We start from the raw sequence: 16,889 nt of genomic DNA, 5'->3' as shown, positions 1-16,889 counted from the left end.
ATTTATTTAATGGTCGTTATAAAAATAGATTGACGTGTGACCTGGATCACATCTATCATTTACCTATCGATCGTTAAGTAAATAACTTACGACATCAATTCATCTGCCTAAAGGTATAAAAACATGAAAAACGTTAAAACCCTCATCGCTGCCGCTGTTCTGAGTTCACTCTCTTTCGCAAGCTTCGCCGCTGTTGAAGTGCAATCCACCCCTGCTGACCAGCAGAAAGTGGGCACCATCTCCGCGAATGCCGGGACTAACCTGGGTTCACTGGAAGATCAGCTGGCGCAAAAAGCGGATGAAATGGGTGCAAAATCTTTCCGCATCACCTCAGTGACCGGTCCTAACACCCTCCACGGTACTGCGGTCATCTACAAATAAGCCTGGCTAAACCCTCATTTATGCCACTGCTATAAAAAACGCCCTGCATATGCAGGGCGTTTTTCGTTGGGTCTTACATCGACTGTTGCGCAATATTGTGGTGCCGCGTGACGTCAGTCGGCATGCCTGAACGTACCTCCATGGCTCTCGCCATCACGGCCTCATCGGTGCTGGCATTCGTTTTAAAACTCACCATCGCAGCATTCAGATTGATGGGCAGGGTTTGCGGATCGTCACCTATGTTTTTCGATAACGGCTGATGGATTTCGACCAGCCGCACGCCGCCAGGCTCCTCAGAAACCTTAATCGGCGTATTAATGATATTCACTTTGGTGCCCGGCGTGATCTCGCTATAAAGCGTCTTGATGTCGTCATCGCGAAGGCGAATACAGCCGGAGCTGACGCGCATCCCAATACCGAAATCCGCATTGGTTCCATGCAACAGATAGACACCGCCGTAGGCGGCGAGGCGGATCGCGTGATGTCCCATGGGGTTATCGGGTCCTGCCGGCACAACCGCCGGTAGCTCAATGCCCTGCGCTTTGTAGCGGGCGCGAATATTGGCCGTTGGCGTCCACGTCGGGTTTGCCCGCTTATCAGAGACGGTGGTCACCATCGTTGGGGTGAGCGTGTCGCCGCCCAACTGCCCAATGCCGATAGGATAGACGGTCACTTCGTTTTTACCCGGTGGATAATAGTAAAGCCGAAGCTCAGCAAGGTTGATCACGATCCCCTCGCGCGGCGCATCCGGCAGCAGCGTCTGGAGCGGGATCGTCAGCACGCTGCCGGCACGAGGCACATAAGGATCTACGCCGGGGTTAGCCTGAAGCAGCGCCAGGAACCCAACGTTATATTTTTTAGCAATCGCCTCAAGCGAACCGCCATTATTTTCCACGACGTGAAAACGATTTTCCCCGACAAGTTTGCTGCCAGGGGGCGGGAGAGGCCAGGTGTTTGCCCGGGCGGGTAACGCAATGGCTACCGTTGCGATCAGCGCAGACAACGTAATCCAGCGGATAAGACGCGAAGAGATCATCATCACCATAATCCATATAAATGATAAGGTTATTATTTTATAAGCTGTGAATCATAATTATGGTCAATGGGTGTGTCGGGAAGATCGGGCGAAGTGCAAAGAGTTTGTAAATTGTCGCTCCCGGCAGCGTTGCGCTACCGGGAGCCTGTAGTGCCGGTCAGGCGATGGCGTTCTCTTCAAGCTGACGCATAAAGTTACGGACCCACTCCATGCGGTTCTTACGCTCGGCCAGCTCCTGCGTAAAGCGCAGACGCGTCGGGCCATCCAGACGGAAGTGCTGAGGCTGTTTTTGCAGCAGGCCGATCAGCCACATCGGATCGACATGGTTTTTCTCGGCAAACTCAATCATCCCGCCTTTCTCATTGCCCTCCAGCTTGCGAATGCCCAGCTTTTGCGCCTGCTGACGCAGACGGGCGATGTCCAGCAGGTTGCGCGCGGCGTCCGGCAGCAGGCCAAAGCGGTCGATCAGCTCGACTTTGATCTCTTCCAGCTCGCCTTCATTTTTCGCGCTGGCAATACGCTTGTAGAACGACAGGCGGGTATTCACGTCCGGAATAAAATCATCCGGCAGCAGGGACGGCATCCGCAATTCGACTTCGGTTTGCTGGCTGGTTAAATCTTCCAGCGACGGTTCCCGACCGGCCTTCAGCGCATCGACGGCGTTTTCCAGCAACTCCATATACAGCGAGAAGCCGATGGTTTCCATCGAACCGCTCTGATCTTCGCCCAGCAGTTCGCCCGCCCCGCGGATCTCGAGGTCGTGCGTTGCCAGCGCGAACCCGGCGCCGAGATCTTCCAGCGAGGCGATGGCTTCCAGACGCTTTTGCGCGTCGGTGGTCATCGCCTTCGGATGCGGCGTCAGCAGCCATGCGTAGGCCTGATGGTGCGAACGGCCTACGCGGCCACGTAACTGGTGAAGCTGCGCCAGGCCAAAGTGATCCGCCCGTTCAATGATGATGGTATTGGCGGTAGGAATGTCGATGCCGGTTTCAATAATGGTGGTACAGACCAGCACGTTAAAACGCTGGTGGTGGAAATCGTTCATCACGCGTTCCAGCTCGCGCTCGCGCATCTGCCCGTGGCCGATGGCAATACGTGCCTCCGGCACCAGCTCCGCCAGCCTGTCGGCGGCTTTCTGAATATTTTCCACGTCGTTGTAGAGGTAATACACCTGGCCGCCGCGCAACACTTCGCGCAGGATCGCCTCGCGGACCACCAGATTATCGTACTCCCGCACGAAGGTTTTCACCGCCAGACGGCGCGCCGGAGGGGTGGCGATAATCGACAGATCGCGCATGCCGCTCATCGCCATATTCAGCGTACGCGGGATCGGCGTTGCGGTCAGGGTCAGAATATCGACGTCCGCGCGCATCGCTTTGATCCGCTCTTTGTGACGCACCCCGAAGCGGTGTTCTTCGTCGACGATCAGCAGGCCCAAATCTTTCCACTTCACGTCGCTTTGCAGCAGCTTGTGCGTGCCGATCAGAATGTCGATCTTGCCTTCGCTTGCCTGCTCCAGAATGCTCGTTTGCTCTTTGGCGCTGCGAAAACGCGACAGCATTTCGATACGCACCGGCCAGTTGGCAAAGCGGTCGCGGAAGTTGTCGAAGTGCTGCTGGGCCAGAAGGGTGGTAGGGACCAGCACCGCCACCTGCTTGTTGTTCTCCACGGCGAGGAAGGCCGCGCGCATCGCCACTTCAGTTTTGCCGAAGCCCACGTCGCCGCAGACCAGCCGGTCCATCGCCAGCGGCTGGCACATATCGCTCAGCACGGCGTTAATGGCCTGCGCCTGATCCGGCGTGGTTTCGAACGGGAAGCTGTCACAGAACAGCTGATACTGCTCTTTGTCATGCTTAAAGGCATAGCCCTCTTTGGCCGCACGCTGGGCGTAGATATCCAGCAGTTCAGCCGCCACGTCGCGAACTTTTTCCGCCGCTTTCTGGCGCGCTCGCGCCCAGGCATCGCCGCCCAGCTTATGCAGCGGGGCGTTATCTTCCGCACCGCCCGCATAGCGGCTGATCAGATGCAGGGACGATACCGGCACGTACAGTTTGGCGTCGTTGGCATAGGTCAGCATTAGGTATTCACCTTTGATGCCGCCCGCCTCCAGCGTCGTCATCCCCTGATAGCGCCCGACACCGTGTTCAAGGTGAACAATCGGCTGACCCGGGTGCAGCTCCGCCAGGTTACGGATCAATGTGTCCGGGTTGATGGTACGGCGGCTGTCCTGGCGGCGGCGCGCAACGCGCTCTCCGAGCAGGTCGCTTTCGCAGATCAGGGCGCGGTTGTTAAGCGTATCAATAAACCCGTGCTCGGCCGCGCCGATCATCAGATAACGGCCATTGCCGGTGGCTTCATCGAGTCGCAAAATGCGCTTTGGTGCCACCTTAATGCGGCTCAGTAGTTCGCCCAGCGCCTCGCGACGGCCTTCGCTCTCAACCGAGAACACCACCGGGCCGGTAAAGGCCTCGAGGAACTTACGCAGATTATCAAGCGGCGATTTCTGCTGCGCCTGCACGGCGAGATCCGGCAGCGTCTTAAACGCGAGGTTCGTGTTGGCCGCTTTTTTCGCAAGCGAGTCGGTTTTGAGCTGCATCCGTGGCCAGCGTTTTAGCTCGGCATTCAGTTCATCGGTGCGTAGCCACAGCTTCTCGGGCGGCAGCAACGGGCGCATAGGATCCACGCCGCGGTTTTCGAAACGGGCGCGGGTCTCGCTTTCAAACCGGCTGGCGCTGGCCTCAATATCGCCCGTATTCACGATCAGCGTGTTTTTCGGGAAGTAGCTGAAAAGCGGCGGCAGCGGCTCGCTGAAGAACAGCGGCTGCCAGTATTCGATCCCGGCGGGCAGCGTGCCTTTACTGACCTGCTGATAAATATGTTCGGCGTCGCGCTTAACCTCGAACGTGTCTCGCCACTGGCTGCGGAACAACTCAATGGCGGTTTTATCCGTCGGGAATTCATGCGCCGGGAGCAGGTTAATCGCCTCAACTTCTTCCAGCGTGCGCTGGGTGTCGGCGTCGAATACGCGCAGGCTGTCGATTTCATCATCGAAAAAGTCCAGACGGTATGGCTGCTCGCTGCCCATGGGGTAGAGGTCAAGCAGCGCGCCGCGGGTGGCGTATTCCCCATGCTCCATGACCTGATCAACATGGCGATACCCGGCGTTGTCCAGCTGCGCGCGAAGGGTGTCGCGGGAGAGGCGCTGACCTTTTTTCATCATCAGGGCGTGGCCGTGAAGATAGCTGTGCGGGCAGACGCGCTGCATCAGCGTATTCACCGGCACAATCAGCACGCCGCGTTGCATGGTCGGAAGCTGATACAGCGTCGACAGGCGCGAAGAGATAATCTCCTGATGCGGCGAGAAGCTGTCATACGGCAGCGTTTCCCAGTCGGCCAGGCTAAACACCAGGCTGTCGGTGAACTGCCGGATTTCGTCATGCAGGCGCAGGGCATTTTGCATATCCGGCGCAACCAGGACTACTGGCCCCGGATGGCGCTCAGTGATTTCTGCCACCAGCGTGGCGCACGCCGCGCCCGTGAGTTCGCCCAGTTGGCGTTGGTCGCCCGCGTTGACAGGCAAGGAATAACGATCGTGTTCAGGCATGGCTTTGTCAGAGTCTCTTATGGATATACCAACAGTATTGGGGCATATCACTGATACGCAATGTCTTTATTATCCTCGATCGTTTTGCATAAGCAAATTGTAACCGCACGGGGTGCAAATTCGCCCCCGGAGAGGGGGCGAGAAGGTTATTAACGGGTGGCTGGCGCAGGGGAAAGCCGCGCGGGCGGGGAGAAGAACAGATCGCCAAAGAGCGCGGTGGAAAGCTTACGCACGCCCAGCCCCACCAGCGTGCAGGCGAGCAGGCTGGCAAAAGGATAGACCACAATCAGCGTCAGTTCGGCCCACACCGGCCAGTGACCCGCGTTCATCTCACCGATCAGAACCAAACTCAGTGCCTCGATCAAAATGCGGTGGGTGGTGTAAATCGCAATGGTGTTCGAGCCGACCACGTTGAGCAGGTTGTCGGGATGAACGGCATAGCGCTGTTCGACGCTGTAAAAGAGCTTCAGGATGACCAGGATCGACAGCAGCGAGAGGAACAGAGGAACGTTTGCAAACCACAGCACCACGGAGACCATGGCAAACGCCGCGATCGCCAGCCCGTAACGGCGCAGATCCAGGCCCTTCATCCACGCCATGAGCTGCGCGCCGTACCACGCGCCCAGGCTGTAGTAAATCATGTTGCGCACCACGCTGTTCATGCCCCACCACGGCAGCGGCAGGAAGTTAATCGCCACGCTTGCCAGGGCGAGCAGGGCCAGCACCGGAAGCTTCCAGCGGCTCAGCAATTTACACAGCGTGAAATAGACCACCAGAGCGTACAGATACCACAGGCTGGTGCTGGCGGTAAGCATGCCGTGCAGGAAGCCCGATATCGAATCGGCATAGGCGGCGTTTGACGAGGTAGCGAGTTCACGCTCCGGCGCCAGCCAGGCATTCAGGTGGCTCAGCGCCTGCCACTGCAGCACGCCCCACAGCGCGAGCACCCAGACAATGCTCCAGATGCGCTTGTCGAGGCTGGTGCGCCAGTCCACTTCATCGATATAGCGGCGAATGAGATACCCGGAAATAAAGAAAAACACCGGCATACGGAAGGGCGCGAGATAAAGATTAAAATAGACCCAGCATTTGGCGATAAGGCCAGACAACGGATGCTGAAGCCCGCTCAGGTGAGGATAAAAGGTGATGACCGAGTGATAGATCACCACAAGGCAGATGCACAGCCCCTTTATCTGGTTTATCCATAATGCTTTTTGTTTCATTGTTCGCGACTACCTTAATTGCCATAAACGAAGGCTCGATTGTGGTTAAGTGCTACCGGGATGTAATGGGTAAGAGTCTGTATCAGTACGTTTTTCGGAAAAGGTGGAGGAGGGCAGAAGGGCGTTCTACAACTAGCACTATGATTTATCTGAATTTTTCAGAAAAATGATTACCAAAGCTTACGGTTTCAGTCATTTACGCTTAGCGGATTCGCTTATATACTCGTGGGTCTGCTATCAGCAACCAGACGGATTTCATGTATCAACCTGTCGCACTTTTCATAGGCTTACGTTACATGCGTGGGCGCGCCGCGGACCGCTTCGGTCGCTTTGTCTCCTGGCTTTCGACTATTGGCATTACGCTTGGCGTGATGGCACTGGTGACGGTGCTTTCCGTCATGAACGGCTTTGAGCGCGAGCTGCAAAACAACATCCTGGGGCTGATGCCGCAGGCCGTTCTCTCGTCGACCAACGGCTCCGTTAACCCCCAGCAGCTGCCGGAAAGCGCGGCGATGCTGCAGGGTGTGACGCGCGTTGCGCCTTTAACCACCGGTGACGTGGTGCTGCAAAGCGCCCGCAGCGTGGCGGTAGGCGTGATGCTGGGGATTGACCCGTCACAAAAAGACCCGCTCACTCCTTACCTGGTTAACGTCAAACAGACCGATCTCGAAGCCGGTAAGTACAACATTATCCTCGGCGAGCAGCTTGCCGGGCAGCTTGGCGTCAACCGTGGCGACCAGCTGCGCGTGATGGTGCCTTCTGCCAGCCAGTTTACGCCGATGGGGCGCCTGCCGAGCCAGCGTCTGTTTAACGTCATCGGGACCTTTGCCGCCAACAGCGAAGTGGATGGTTACCAGATGCTGGTCAACATCCAGGATGCCTCGCGCCTGATGCGCTACCCGGCGGGCAATATCACCGGCTGGCGTTTGTGGCTCGATGCGCCGCTGAAGGTGGATACCCTCAGCCAGCAAACGCTGCCCGAAGGGACGAAATGGCAGGACTGGCGCGACCGTAAAGGCGAGCTATTCCAGGCCGTGCGCATGGAAAAGAACATGATGGGGCTGCTGCTGAGCCTGATCGTCGCCGTGGCGGCGTTTAACATCATCACCTCGCTGGGTCTGATGGTGATGGAGAAACAGGGCGAAGTCGCGATTCTGCAAACCCAGGGGCTTACCCCACGCCAGATTATGGCGGTGTTTATGGTGCAAGGGGCCAGCGCCGGCATCATCGGGGCGCTGCTGGGCGCCGTACTGGGGGCACTACTTGCCAGCCAGCTGAATAATTTAATGCCGATCCTTGGCGCACTCCTTGATGGCGCGGCGTTGCCGGTGGCTATCGAGCCGCTGCAGGTGGTTGGCATTGCGCTGGCCGCGATGGCCATTGCGCTGCTCTCTACGCTTTATCCTTCCTGGCGCGCTGCCGCCACTCAACCCGCTGAGGCTTTACGTTATGAATAAGATCCTGTTGCAATGCGACAACCTGTCCAAACGCTATCAGGAAGGCACTGTGCAGACCGACGTGCTGCACAATGTGAGCTTCAGCGTGGGCGAGGGCGAAATGATGGCGATTGTCGGCAGCTCCGGCTCCGGTAAAAGTACCTTGCTGCATCTGCTGGGCGGGCTGGATACCCCAACCGAGGGGGATGTGATTTTTTCAGGCCAGCCGCTGAGCAAAATGTCCTCTACCGCGAAAGCGGAGCTACGCAACCGTGAGCTGGGCTTTATCTACCAGTTCCACCACCTGCTGCCGGATTTCACGGCGCTGGAAAACGTGGCGATGCCGCTGCTGATTGGCAAAAAGAAAGCGGCAGAAATCAACGCGCGTGCCAGCGATATGCTGAACGCGGTAGGACTGGGGCACCGTGGTAATCACCGCCCGTCCGAGCTTTCCGGCGGTGAGCGCCAGCGTGTGGCGATTGCCCGCGCGCTGGTCAATAACCCGCGCCTGGTGCTGGCGGATGAACCGACGGGCAACCTCGATGCGCGTAATGCAGACAGCATCTTCCAGCTCCTGGACGAACTCAACGCCTCGCAGGGGACCGCGTTTCTGGTGGTCACGCACGATTTGCAGCTGGCGAAGCGGATGGGCCGTCAGCTTGAAATGCGCGACGGTCATCTGAACGCTGAACTGACCCTGATGGGAGCGGAGTAATGGCTTCACCGTTATCCTTACTGATCGGATTACGCTTTAGCCGCGGTCGTCGTCGCGGCGGCATGGTATCGCTGATTTCCGTGATTTCTACCGTGGGCATCGCGCTGGGCGTGGCGGTGCTTATCGTCGGCCTCAGCGCGATGAACGGCTTTGAGCGTGAGCTGAATAACCGCATTTTGGCCGTGGTTCCGCACGGCGAGATCGAGCCGGTTAACCAGCCCTGGAACAACTGGAGCGATGCGCTCGCCAGAATGGAAAAAGTGCCGGGCGTTGCAGCGGCGGCCCCTTACATCAACTTCACCGGGCTGGTGGAGAGCGGGGTTAACCTGCGCGCCATTCAGGTGAAGGGCGTTAACCCGGCGCAGGAAGCGCGGCTGAGCGCGCTGCCCAGCTATGTCCAGAACGGCGCGTGGTCCAGTTTCAGGGCAGGTGAACAGCAGATTATCATCGGTAAAGGCGTCGCCGATGCGCTTAAGGTGAAGCAGGGCGACTGGATCTCCATCATGATCCCCAACGCCAGCGCGGACCATAAGCTGCAACAGCCTAAACGTATCCGTCTGCATGTGACCGGCATTCTCCAGCTCAGCGGTCAGCTGGACCACAGCTTTGCCATGGTGCCGATGGACGATGCCCGCCAGTATCTGGACATGGGCGACAGCGTGACAGGGATCGCCATTAAGGTGAACGACGTCTTTAACGCCAATAAACTGGTACGGGATGCCGGCGAAGTCACCAATAACTATGTCTATATCAAAAGCTGGATAGGCACTTACGGGTATATGTACCGTGATATCCAGATGATCCGCGCCATTATGTATCTGGCGATGGTGCTGGTGATCGGTGTGGCGTGCTTTAACATCGTCTCGACGCTGGTGATGGCGGTTAAAGACAAGAGCGGCGACATTGCCGTGCTGCGAACGCTCGGGGCAAAAGACGGTCTCATTCGCGCCATCTTTGTCTGGTACGGTTTAATGGCAGGGCTGTTTGGTAGCCTGTGCGGTGTGGCGATCGGGGTGGTGGTTTCTCTGCAACTGACGCCAATCATCAACGGCATTGAAAAGCTTATTGGTCACCAGTTCCTGTCGGGTGATATCTATTTTATTGACTTCCTGCCGTCTGAATTGCACTGGCTGGACGTTATTTATGTGCTGGTTACAGCACTTTTACTGAGTCTGCTGGCAAGCTGGTATCCGGCGCGTCGCGCTAGCCGAATTGATCCGGCGAGGGTATTAAGTGGCCAGTAATTACGTCATGGTCTGGTGAGCTTTGCCGCCAGATCAAAAGAGGAATGCGTTATGTATTATGGATTTGATATTGGCGGCACTAAAATTGCGCTGGGCGTGTTTGATAAAGACCTCAAGCTACAGTGGGAAACCCGTGTTCCCACCCCGCGCGAAAGCTACGACGACTTTTTAACGGCCATTGCCGCGCTGGTGGCGCAGGCGGATACCCGCTTTGGCGTCAAAGGCAGCGTCGGTATTGGTATCCCGGGGATGCCCGAAACGGACGACGGTACGCTGTATGCCGCTAACGTCCCCGCCGCCAGCGGCAGAACGCTGCGCGCCGATCTCTCTGCTCTCCTTGAACGCGACGTGCGTTTAGACAATGATGCCAACTGTTTTGCCCTCTCCGAAGCCTGGGATGACGAGTTTCGCCGTTACCCACTGGTGATGGGGCTGATCCTCGGCACGGGCGTTGGCGGGGGGATCATCATCAATGGCAAACCCATAACCGGGCGCAGCTACATCACCGGCGAATTTGGGCATATCCGCCTGCCGGTGGATGCGCTAGACGTTGTGGGGCGTGATTTTCCGCTCACGCGCTGCGGCTGCGGCCAGCATGGCTGCATTGAGAACTATCTCTCGGGCCGCGGGTTTGCATGGCTGTATGAACACTTCTATCATCAGAAACTTGAAGCCCCCCAGATCATAACCTTGTGGGAGCAGGGTGATGCGCAGGCGCGGGAGCACGTCGAGCGCTACCTCGACCTGCTGGCGGTGTGTCTTGGCAATATCCTGACCATTGTCGATCCGGATCTGCTGGTGATTGGGGGAGGGCTGTCAAACTTTACCGCGATTACGGAACAGTTGTCCGGGCGACTGCCCCGACATTTATTGCCGGTCGCCCGCGTGCCGCGCATCGAACGCGCGCGGCACGGGGACGCAGGAGGCATGCGCGGAGCCGCATTCCTTCATCTCACCGATTAGTTTATGAGGTTACTATGCTGTCGCGTCGCTTAGGTCGACTCAGCCGTTTTCGCAAAAATAAACGCCGCTTACGTGAACGCTTGCGCCAGCGGATCTTTTTCAGAGACAGGATGATGCCAGAAGCGATGGATAAACCCAGAGTGGTGGTGCTGACCGGGGCGGGGATCTCCGCCGAATCCGGGATCCGAACCTTCCGCGCGGCGGACGGGCTGTGGGAAGAGCACCGTGTAGAAGATGTGGCGACGCCGGAAGGCTTCGCCCGCGATCCGGAATTAGTGCAGGCATTTTACAATGCCCGCCGCCGCCAGCTCCAGCAGCCGGAAATTGTGCCGAACGCGGCGCATGTTGCGCTGGCGAAGCTGGAAGAGGCGCTGGGCGATCGTTTTCTGCTGGTGACGCAGAATATCGATAACCTGCACGAACGCGCCGGTAACAAAAACATCATTCACATGCATGGTGAATTACTCAAGGTGCGCTGCGCCTGGAGCGGTCAGGTGCTGGACTGGAAAGAGGATGTGTTGGACGATGACAAATGTCACTGCTGCCAGTTCCCGGCGCGACTGCGCCCGCATGTGGTCTGGTTCGGTGAAATGCCGCTGGGGATGGATGAGATCTACAGCGCGCTGGCGATGGCGGACGTGTTTATCGCCATCGGCACCTCCGGGCATGTTTATCCGGCAGCCGGATTTGTTCACGAAGCCCGGTTGCAGGGCGCGCATACGGTAGAACTGAATCTTGAACCCAGCCAGGTTGGCAGTGAGTTTGAGGAGAAGCACTACGGCCTTGCGAGTGAAGTGGTACCGGCGTTTGTAGACAAGCTACTCAAAGGGTTATAAGAAAACGGGCAACCTTGCGTTGCCCGTTTTTGTTTGATTATCGACCCGCTTTCAGCTTCTGATAATACTCTTCGTAAAGGCGGCTCGCGTCGCCCACATCGTTCTGCCACTCCCCTTTGCTGATGGTGTCGGCATCCGGATAAAGTGATTTGTCATTCGCGACTTCCGGCTTCAGCAGCTTGCGTGCGGCCAGGTTTGGCGTTGGATAGCCAATGGTCTCAGCAACCTGTTTCGCCACGTCCGGGCGCAGCAGGAAGTTAATGAGCTTCAGGGCACCCTCAACGTTTTTCGAATTTGACGGTATCGCCAGGCTGTCCATCCAGAAGATCCCGCCCTCTTCAGGCCAGACCACCTCCAGCGGCGTACCGGCCTGACGGGCAACGTACGCTGAGCCGTTCCAGACCATCCCCAGATTCACTTCGCCTTCCATATACGGGTTAGCCGGGTTATCTGAGTTAAACGCCGCGACGTTAGGCATCAGCTTTTTCAGCTCATTGTAGGCGGCTTCAATCTCTTTCGGGTCGGTAGTGTTGCCGGAGTAGCCGAGTTTGCGCAGGGCAACCTGGAACACTTCGCGCGCGTCATCGGTCAGCAGCAGGCTGCTCTTGTATTCCGGTTTCCACAGATCCGCCCAGCGGGTCACGCTTTTGGGATCAAGCTCATCGCTGTTCACGCCGATGGCCGTTGCACCCCAGATGTAAGGGATCGAGTAATCGTTGTTCGGATCAAACGGCTTGTTAAGCATCTGCGGATCGAGGTTTGAAAAATTGCTTAGCTTCGTTTTGTCGATCTTCTGGATCATGCCCTCTTTGCGCATCTTATCGACGAAATAGGTCGAAGGAACCACCAGATCGTACGCACCCTCTTTATACGTTTTGAGCTTGGCGTACATGGTTTCGTTCGATTCATAGGTCGAGTAGATCACCTTGATGCCGGTCTCTTTGGTGAACTGCTCCAGCAGGCCTGGCGGCACATACTCGGTCCAGTTGTAGAAATAGAGCGTTTTGCTGTCATCGGCGTGCGCTGCACCCATTCCGAGCACCAGCGCCGCAGCGGCGAGCATTTTTTTCATTTCATTGTCCCCTGAGATTTTGTTTTATCACGCGCAATAAGCTGGCTGGCAATCACCAGGACCAGCGAGAGCACCAGCAGGATAGTCGCCAGCGCGTTCACCTCCGGTGAAACACCGACTTTCACCATTGAATAGATCTTCAACGGCAATATTTCATAGCTCGGCCCCGTCACGAAGGAGGAGACCACCACGTCGTCCATCGACAGGGTAAAGCTGAGCAGCCACCCGGCCGCAACGGCAGGCATCGCCAGCGGCAGGATGATTTTACGCAGGATTGTCATCTCGCTGGCACCCAGGTCTTTAGCCGCCTCCAGCATGCGCACGTCAAAGCCTTTCAGGCGCGCAAAGACGGTCACCACCACAAACGGCAGGCAGAAGGTGATGTGCGAGAACAGCAAAGACCAGAAGCCCAGCTGCACGCCCAACAGCATAAACAGCACCAGCAGCGAAATCGCCATGACGATGTCCGGCGACATCATCACCACAAACAGCATACCGCTGACGAACGGCTTGCCGCGAAAACGGTAGCGATAAAGCGCCACGGCGGTGAGTGAGCCAATCAGCGTTGAGAAGGTGGCGGAAAAAATCGCCATCGTCAGCGAGTGCTGGGCGGCCTGTAACAGGCTGTCATTGTTCAACAGCAGGCTGTACCAGTTGGTGGTAAACCCCTTCCAGCCGATCCCGAAGCGCGAGCTGTTAAACGAATTCACGATCAAAATAATAATCGGAATATAGAGATAAGCATAAATGGCGGTCATAAACCCGCCGCGAAGCAGTCGACCGATCATTCCAGCTCCACCCTTTTATTCAGCATACGCGACGCGCGCCAGTAGACCAGCAGCATCAGGCCCATCACCACCGTCAGCGTAATACTCGTTGCCGAGCCAAACGGCCAGTCGCGGATATTAAGGAACTGGCTCTTAATCACGTTACCAATCAGCAGGTTTTTTGCCCCGCCCATCAGGTCAGAGACGAAGAACAGGCCCATCGCGGGCAGCATCACCAGCAGGCAGCCGGCGACAATGCCCGGCATGGTCAGCGGAATGATGATGCGGATAAAGGTCTGCAGCTTACCGGCACCGAGATCCTTCGCCGCTTCCAGCAGAGGCTTATCCAGCTTTTCAATGCTTGAGTAGAGCGGCATCACCATAAACGGCAGCAGGATGTAGACCAGGCCGATGATGACCGCGCCCGGCGTATACATGATGCGGACAGGGGTATCGATCACCCCCAGCCACAGCAGGAACTCGTTGAGATAGCCTTTGGTGCTGAGGAAAATTTTCAGCCCGTAAATGCGGATCAACGAGTTCGTCCAGAACGGAACAATCAGTAAAAACAGCAGCAGAGGCCGCACCTTTTGCGGCAGCCGGGCCAGGAACCAGGCGAACGGGTAGCCCAGCACCAGACAGGCAACGGTGGCGATCAGCGCCATGTTGAGCGAGTGAAGGAGCACGTCAAAATAGAGCGGATCGAGCAGACGCGCGTAGTTATCCAGCGTAAAGACCAGCGTGACGAAGTGAGTATCGTCGCGGGTCAGGAAGCTGGTGGCGATAATCATCAGGTTGGGTAAAAAGACGAACAGCACAAGCCAACCGACGATCGTGGCAATCACCACCTTCTGGAATTTACTTGTGTTCTTCATCAGCCAGTACAACCTCCCAGCTTTCTACCCAGTTGATGACCATTTTCTGATCGAGGGAGTGGTCGAAGTCAGGATCGTCCTCGTTAAAGAACTCGCTGACCATCACCATCTTGCCGTTTTCCAGCTCCACCACGGATTCGAGCGTCATTCCTTTATAGTTGCGCTCGCGGATATAGCCAATTAAGCCTTCCGCCTCGGTGTTGTCGTGGATCTCATCGACGCGCAGGTCTTCAGGGCGCAGCAGGACGTTGAGCTTTTGGCCCCGCTCGACGGGGAAATTCACGGTGATATTGCACTCGCGACCTTCCACGCTGGCGCGCACCCGCTGGTCGTCGAGACGTTCAATGACGGTTGCATCAAAGATATTGATTTCGCCAATAAAGCTGGCGACAAACAGGTTTTTCGGCTCTTCGTAGATCTCGCGTGGGGTACCGTCCTGCTCAATTTTGCCTGCGCGCATCACCACGATACGGTCGGACATGGTCAGCGCCTCTTCCTGATCGTGAGTGACAAAAACGAAGGTAATGCCGAGCTTTCGCTGCAGGGCTTTCAGCTCGTTCTGCATCTGCTTGCGCAGCTTGTAATCCAGCGCGGACAGAGATTCATCCAGCAGAAGCAGGCGCGGTTTATTGACCACCGCCCGGGCAATGGCAACGCGCTGCTGCTGGCCGCCGGAGAGCTGGTGGGGTTTACGCTGGGCAAACTCTTCCAGCTGAACCATTTTCAGGGCCTCGTTGACGCGAGGAGGGATTTCGCCAGCGGGCGTTTTTTGCATCCGCAGGCCAAACGCCACGTTCTCGAACACGGTCATATGCGGGAATAACGCATAGCTCTGAAAGACGGTATTAACGTGACGATCTTCGGCAGGAACCTCGGTGATATCCTGGTTCTCAAGGTGAATATGGCCGCTATCGACGCTTTCCAGCCCGGCGATAAGGCGCAGGACGGTGGTTTTGCCACAGCCAGAAGGGCCGAGCAGCGTGAGAAACTCACCGTCTTTGATGGTCAGATTGAGATCGGAAATGACATCTTTACCATCGAAACCTTTACGAATTCGTTCCAGCTTCACCAGCGGTGAAAGGGAACGGGGTTGTGTTTTCAATTTTTGCGCTGTCCCATATAGACGCTTCAGGCAGCAGACCGAAGCGGGGTTTGTGTGTAACCACCTTGGTGACTCGTAATGAGGGCGGACATTCTACGGCAAACCCATTGAATCGCCAATCCTTCTCACTGATCCATAAGCTACATTTATTAACGTATAACGATACAAACGTAAAAAGTTCTCGTTTGCGGGATAAAAGTGACCTGACGCAATATTTGGGTTTTGATGCTTATTGATAATGTTGTCACAAAAAGTGAGGGTGACTGCATGGATAAATTACTTGAACGTTTTTTACAGTACGTTTCGCTGGATACCCAATCTAAACCGGGTGTCCGACAGGTGCCCAGCACCGAAGGCCAGTGGAAGCTATTAAACCTGCTGAAAGAGCAGCTTGAGGCGCAGGGGCTGGTCAACGTCACGCTCAGCGAGAAAGGCACCGTGATGGGCACGTTGCCAGCGAACATCGACGGGGATATCCCGGCGATTGGTTTTATCTCCCATGTCGATACCTCACCTGATTTTAGCGGTAAACATGTCAATCCGCAGATTGTCGAAAACTACCGCGGCGGGGACATTGCGCTGGGAATCGGCGATGAAGTGTTATCCCCGGTCATGTTCCCGGTGCTGCATCAGCTGTTGGGGCAGACCCTGATCACCACCGACGGCAAAACGCTGCTGGGGGCGGATGATAAAGCCGGTATCGCCGAAATCATGACGGCTCTGGCGGTGCTGAAGGAAAAAAACATTCCCCACGGTGATATTCGCGTGGCGTTCACGCCGGATGAAGAGGTCGGAAAAGGGGCCAAACATTTCGACGTCGAAGCCTTTAACGCCCAGTGGGCCTATACCGTCGACGGTGGCGGCGTGGGCGAACTGGAGTATGAGAACTTCAACGCGGCCTCGGTCACCATCAAAATCGTCGGTAACAACGTTCATCCCGGCTCCGCCAAAGGGGTGATGGTCAATGCGCTGTCGCTTGCCGCACGCATTCATGCCGAGGTTCCGGCAGAAGAAAGCCCGGAGATGACGGAAGGTTATGAGGGGTTCTATCACCTGACCAGCATCAAGGGTACCGTGGACAGCGCGCAGATGCACTACATCGTACGCGACTTTGACCGTAAAGCCTTTGAAGCCCGCAAGCGTAAGATGATGGAAATCGCTAAAAAGGTCGGCAAAGGGCTGCACCCTGATTGCTATATTGAGCTGATCATCGAAGACAGCTATTACAACATGCGCGACAAGGTGATGGAGCACCCGCATATTCTCGACATCGCCCAGCAGGCGATGCGTGATTGCGACATTGAGCCGAATCTTAAACCGATTCGCGGCGGCACCGATGGCTCACAGCTTTCCTTCATGGGACTACCGTGTCCAAACCTGTTTACCGGGGGCTACAATTACCACGGCAAGCACGAGTTCGTCACGCTGGAAGGGATGGAAAAAGCGGTGCAGGTGATTGTGCGGATCGCGGAGTTGACCGCGAAACGGTAGGTGGTAGGTGCTTTTAGCCGGGTGGCGGCTACGCCTTACCCGTATATGGACACCTCCCGTTATGCAAGTCACTAATCATGTTTTGTGTAACGGGAGTAAGATGCTTTCGTATATCCGGCCTTTCTTTCGGCACCGTCGTGCCTG

14 protein-coding genes are annotated in these 16,889 nt (G+C 56.5%); 7 read left to right on the top strand and 7 right to left on the bottom strand.

Annotated elements, in window-relative coordinates; genetic code table 11:
- Window positions 1-123 precede the first annotated feature (123 nt).
- A complete protein-coding gene (bhsA, locus tag FFS28_RS19925) occupies window positions 124-381 on the top strand; it encodes a multiple stress resistance protein BhsA (protein ID WP_006174713.1) in 258 nt (85 codons plus the stop codon).
- 73 nt (window positions 382-454) lie between these two features.
- Here bhsA and ldtC read toward each other — a convergent pair whose 3' ends face one another.
- The 3 genes from ldtC to FFS28_RS19910 form a co-directional block, all read right to left on the bottom strand.
- Window positions 455-1,420: a L,D-transpeptidase LdtC gene (ldtC, locus tag FFS28_RS19920; RefSeq protein WP_137903790.1), complete on the bottom strand. Its 966-nt coding sequence runs from the start codon at window positions 1,418-1,420 to the stop codon at window positions 455-457.
- Between the two features lie 154 nt (window positions 1,421-1,574).
- Window positions 1,575-5,021 carry a transcription-repair coupling factor gene (gene mfd, locus FFS28_RS19915; RefSeq protein ID WP_137903789.1) on the bottom strand — a complete coding sequence of 1,149 codons (3,447 nt, stop codon included), beginning with the start codon at window positions 5,019-5,021 and terminating at the stop codon, window positions 1,575-1,577.
- Between the two features lie 149 nt (window positions 5,022-5,170).
- Window positions 5,171-6,244 (bottom strand): acyltransferase family protein, encoded by a 1,074-nt coding sequence (locus tag FFS28_RS19910; RefSeq protein WP_102891083.1) that lies wholly within the window; start codon window positions 6,242-6,244, stop codon window positions 5,171-5,173.
- 257 nt (window positions 6,245-6,501) lie between these two features.
- Here FFS28_RS19910 and lolC point away from each other — a divergent pair, with 257 nt between their 5' ends.
- The 5 genes from lolC to cobB are packed head-to-tail and all read left to right on the top strand — an operon-like array spanning window position 6,502 to window position 11,438.
- The gene (gene lolC, locus FFS28_RS19905; protein ID WP_137903788.1) at window positions 6,502-7,701 is read left to right on the top strand and encodes a lipoprotein-releasing ABC transporter permease subunit LolC; all 1,200 of its coding nucleotides are present in this window, start codon (window positions 6,502-6,504) and stop codon (window positions 7,699-7,701) included.
- Window positions 7,694-8,395 (top strand): lipoprotein-releasing ABC transporter ATP-binding protein LolD, encoded by a 702-nt coding sequence (lolD, locus tag FFS28_RS19900; protein ID WP_137903787.1) that lies wholly within the window; start codon window positions 7,694-7,696, stop codon window positions 8,393-8,395. Before lolC ends, lolD begins: the two co-directional genes overlap by 8 nt.
- Window positions 8,395-9,639: a lipoprotein-releasing ABC transporter permease subunit LolE gene (lolE, locus tag FFS28_RS19895; RefSeq protein ID WP_137903786.1), complete on the top strand. Its 1,245-nt coding sequence runs from the start codon at window positions 8,395-8,397 to the stop codon at window positions 9,637-9,639. The genes lolD and lolE overlap by 1 nt, the downstream gene beginning before the upstream one ends.
- Window positions 9,640-9,690: 51 nt before the next feature.
- A complete protein-coding gene (nagK, locus tag FFS28_RS19890; protein ID WP_006174730.1) occupies window positions 9,691-10,602 on the top strand; it encodes an N-acetylglucosamine kinase in 912 nt (303 codons plus the stop codon).
- Between the two features lie 14 nt (window positions 10,603-10,616).
- Window positions 10,617-11,438, top strand: coding sequence for a Sir2 family NAD+-dependent deacetylase (gene cobB, locus FFS28_RS19885; RefSeq protein WP_042319571.1), 822 nt, complete (start codon window positions 10,617-10,619; stop codon window positions 11,436-11,438).
- A 37-nt stretch (window positions 11,439-11,475) separates the two neighbouring features.
- On the opposite strand, the gene potD is transcribed toward cobB, so the two are convergent.
- The 4 genes from potD to potA are packed head-to-tail and all read right to left on the bottom strand — an operon-like array spanning window position 11,476 to window position 15,284.
- A complete protein-coding gene (potD, locus tag FFS28_RS19880; protein ID WP_058609126.1) occupies window positions 11,476-12,510 on the bottom strand; it encodes a spermidine/putrescine ABC transporter substrate-binding protein PotD in 1,035 nt (344 codons plus the stop codon).
- A complete protein-coding gene (potC, locus tag FFS28_RS19875) occupies window positions 12,507-13,298 on the bottom strand; it encodes a spermidine/putrescine ABC transporter permease PotC (RefSeq protein WP_006174735.1) in 792 nt (263 codons plus the stop codon). Before potC ends, potD begins: the two co-directional genes overlap by 4 nt.
- A complete protein-coding gene (gene potB, locus FFS28_RS19870) occupies window positions 13,295-14,152 on the bottom strand; it encodes a spermidine/putrescine ABC transporter permease PotB (RefSeq protein ID WP_088207490.1) in 858 nt (285 codons plus the stop codon). Before potB ends, potC begins: the two co-directional genes overlap by 4 nt.
- On the bottom strand, window positions 14,136-15,284 hold the full coding sequence (potA, locus tag FFS28_RS19865; RefSeq protein WP_171007425.1) for a spermidine/putrescine ABC transporter ATP-binding protein PotA: 1,149 nt from the start codon (window positions 15,282-15,284) through the stop codon (window positions 14,136-14,138). The genes potB and potA overlap by 17 nt, the downstream gene beginning before the upstream one ends.
- 237 nt (window positions 15,285-15,521) lie before the next feature.
- Here potA and pepT point away from each other — a divergent pair, with 237 nt between their 5' ends.
- Window positions 15,522-16,745 carry a peptidase T gene (pepT, locus tag FFS28_RS19860; RefSeq protein ID WP_137903784.1) on the top strand — a complete coding sequence of 408 codons (1,224 nt, stop codon included), beginning with the start codon at window positions 15,522-15,524 and terminating at the stop codon, window positions 16,743-16,745.
- Window positions 16,746-16,889 lie beyond the last annotated feature (144 nt).

Source organism: Enterobacter sp. 2VL, from assembly GCF_005503595.1.
Classification (GTDB): Bacteria; Pseudomonadota; Gammaproteobacteria; order Enterobacterales; family Enterobacteriaceae; genus Enterobacter; species Enterobacter cancerogenus.
This window is presented reverse-complemented; position numbering and strand designations above follow the sequence as displayed.

What these genes read in the sequence shown, in the direction of transcription:
- bhsA (WP_006174713.1), top strand. Translation starts at nt 124, where the DNA reads ATGAAAAACGTTAAAACCCTCATCGCTGCCGCTGTTCTGAGTTCACTC.
- potC (WP_006174735.1), bottom strand. Translation starts at nt 13,298, where the DNA reads ATGATCGGTCGACTGCTTCGCGGCGGGTTTATGACCGCCATTTATGCT.
- lolC (WP_137903788.1), top strand. Translation starts at nt 6,502, where the DNA reads ATGTATCAACCTGTCGCACTTTTCATAGGCTTACGTTACATGCGTGGG.
- potD (WP_058609126.1), bottom strand. Translation starts at nt 12,510, where the DNA reads ATGAAAAAAATGCTCGCCGCTGCGGCGCTGGTGCTCGGAATGGGTGCA.
- FFS28_RS19910 (WP_102891083.1), bottom strand. Translation starts at nt 6,244, where the DNA reads ATGAAACAAAAAGCATTATGGATAAACCAGATAAAGGGGCTGTGCATC.
- mfd (WP_137903789.1), bottom strand. Translation starts at nt 5,021, where the DNA reads ATGCCTGAACACGATCGTTATTCCTTGCCTGTCAACGCGGGCGACCAA.
- lolD (WP_137903787.1), top strand. Translation starts at nt 7,694, where the DNA reads ATGAATAAGATCCTGTTGCAATGCGACAACCTGTCCAAACGCTATCAG.
- potB (WP_088207490.1), bottom strand. Translation starts at nt 14,152, where the DNA reads ATGAAGAACACAAGTAAATTCCAGAAGGTGGTGATTGCCACGATCGTC.
- nagK (WP_006174730.1), top strand. Translation starts at nt 9,691, where the DNA reads ATGTATTATGGATTTGATATTGGCGGCACTAAAATTGCGCTGGGCGTG.
- ldtC (WP_137903790.1), bottom strand. Translation starts at nt 1,420, where the DNA reads ATGATGATCTCTTCGCGTCTTATCCGCTGGATTACGTTGTCTGCGCTG.
- lolE (WP_137903786.1), top strand. Translation starts at nt 8,395, where the DNA reads ATGGCTTCACCGTTATCCTTACTGATCGGATTACGCTTTAGCCGCGGT.
- pepT (WP_137903784.1), top strand. Translation starts at nt 15,522, where the DNA reads ATGGATAAATTACTTGAACGTTTTTTACAGTACGTTTCGCTGGATACC.
- cobB (WP_042319571.1), top strand. Translation starts at nt 10,617, where the DNA reads ATGCTGTCGCGTCGCTTAGGTCGACTCAGCCGTTTTCGCAAAAATAAA.